Genomic DNA, 768 nt, shown 5'->3' with positions numbered 1-768 from the left:
AACGCGTATTTTTCAGCGACTCCTGTGCAAAATACGCTGTTGCTTTTTTAATATATCTCGCTCAAGGCGAGCTTCATTTAACGCCTTACGCAGTTGCAGAATTTCAGATTCCAGTTCAGCCACCGTGCGGGAACCAGGAGTACCGAGCCCTTTTCTGGCGGCGGTAACCCATTGTCCTAAAGTGCCTTCAGGAAGGGATAATCGGGAAGCGCCTTCACTGATCGAAAGTTGATTTTCAAGAACCGTTCTGACAGCTTCGGCTTTGAACTCTTTAGAGTAACGTTGGTTTTTTCTGCTCATTATTAGCTCCTTCTGATGCCATTCTATTTCAGGAAGGAGTGTCCGTTAAACTCAGGCTACCTCACAAAGCCCGGCACGCTGAATGACTTTCTGATTGCTCCTGATGAGGGCGACCTGAAACCGGATGTCGTCAAACGCTTTGAGGAAATGGTGGTGCAGGCGCAGCAGAGCGCCGGGGCCGCAGCCGGAAACGCACAGCAGACGGCGCAGGATGTGGCGGCAGCCGCAACGGCCCGTGATGATGCACAACGTTTTGCGGAGAATGCCAGACAGGATGCAACCGTCACAGCTGAGGACAGAAAGGCCACTGCGGAAGATGTGACAAGCACAGGAGCAAATGCAGCCGCAGCCGGACAGAGCGCACAGGATGCCGCAGGTTATGCCCGCGCAGCAGAACAGGCCAAAAATGACATTGATGCTGCGCTGACCGGCACTCTGAAAATGGCTAACCATCTGTCAGAAATCGCA

2 pseudogenes are annotated in these 768 nt (G+C 52.7%); one reads left to right on the top strand and one right to left on the bottom strand.

Features of this window, described 5'->3' with window-relative positions:
- Nucleotides 1-300, bottom strand: a pseudogene (locus BHE85_RS17340) (transposase); the annotation flags it as partial.
- A gap of 63 nt (nucleotides 301-363) precedes the next feature.
- Here BHE85_RS17340 and BHE85_RS17335 point away from each other — a divergent pair.
- Nucleotides 364-768 (top strand): annotated as a pseudogene (locus BHE85_RS17335) (prophage tail fiber N-terminal domain-containing protein); the annotation flags it as partial.

Origin of the sequence: Shigella sp. FC1567, assembly GCF_001743015.1 — a bacterium.
GTDB classification, from domain to species: domain Bacteria; phylum Pseudomonadota; class Gammaproteobacteria; order Enterobacterales; family Enterobacteriaceae; genus Escherichia; species Escherichia coli.
The sequence above is the reverse complement of the archived record's forward strand: the minus strand, read 5'-3'. Positions and strand labels throughout refer to the sequence as shown.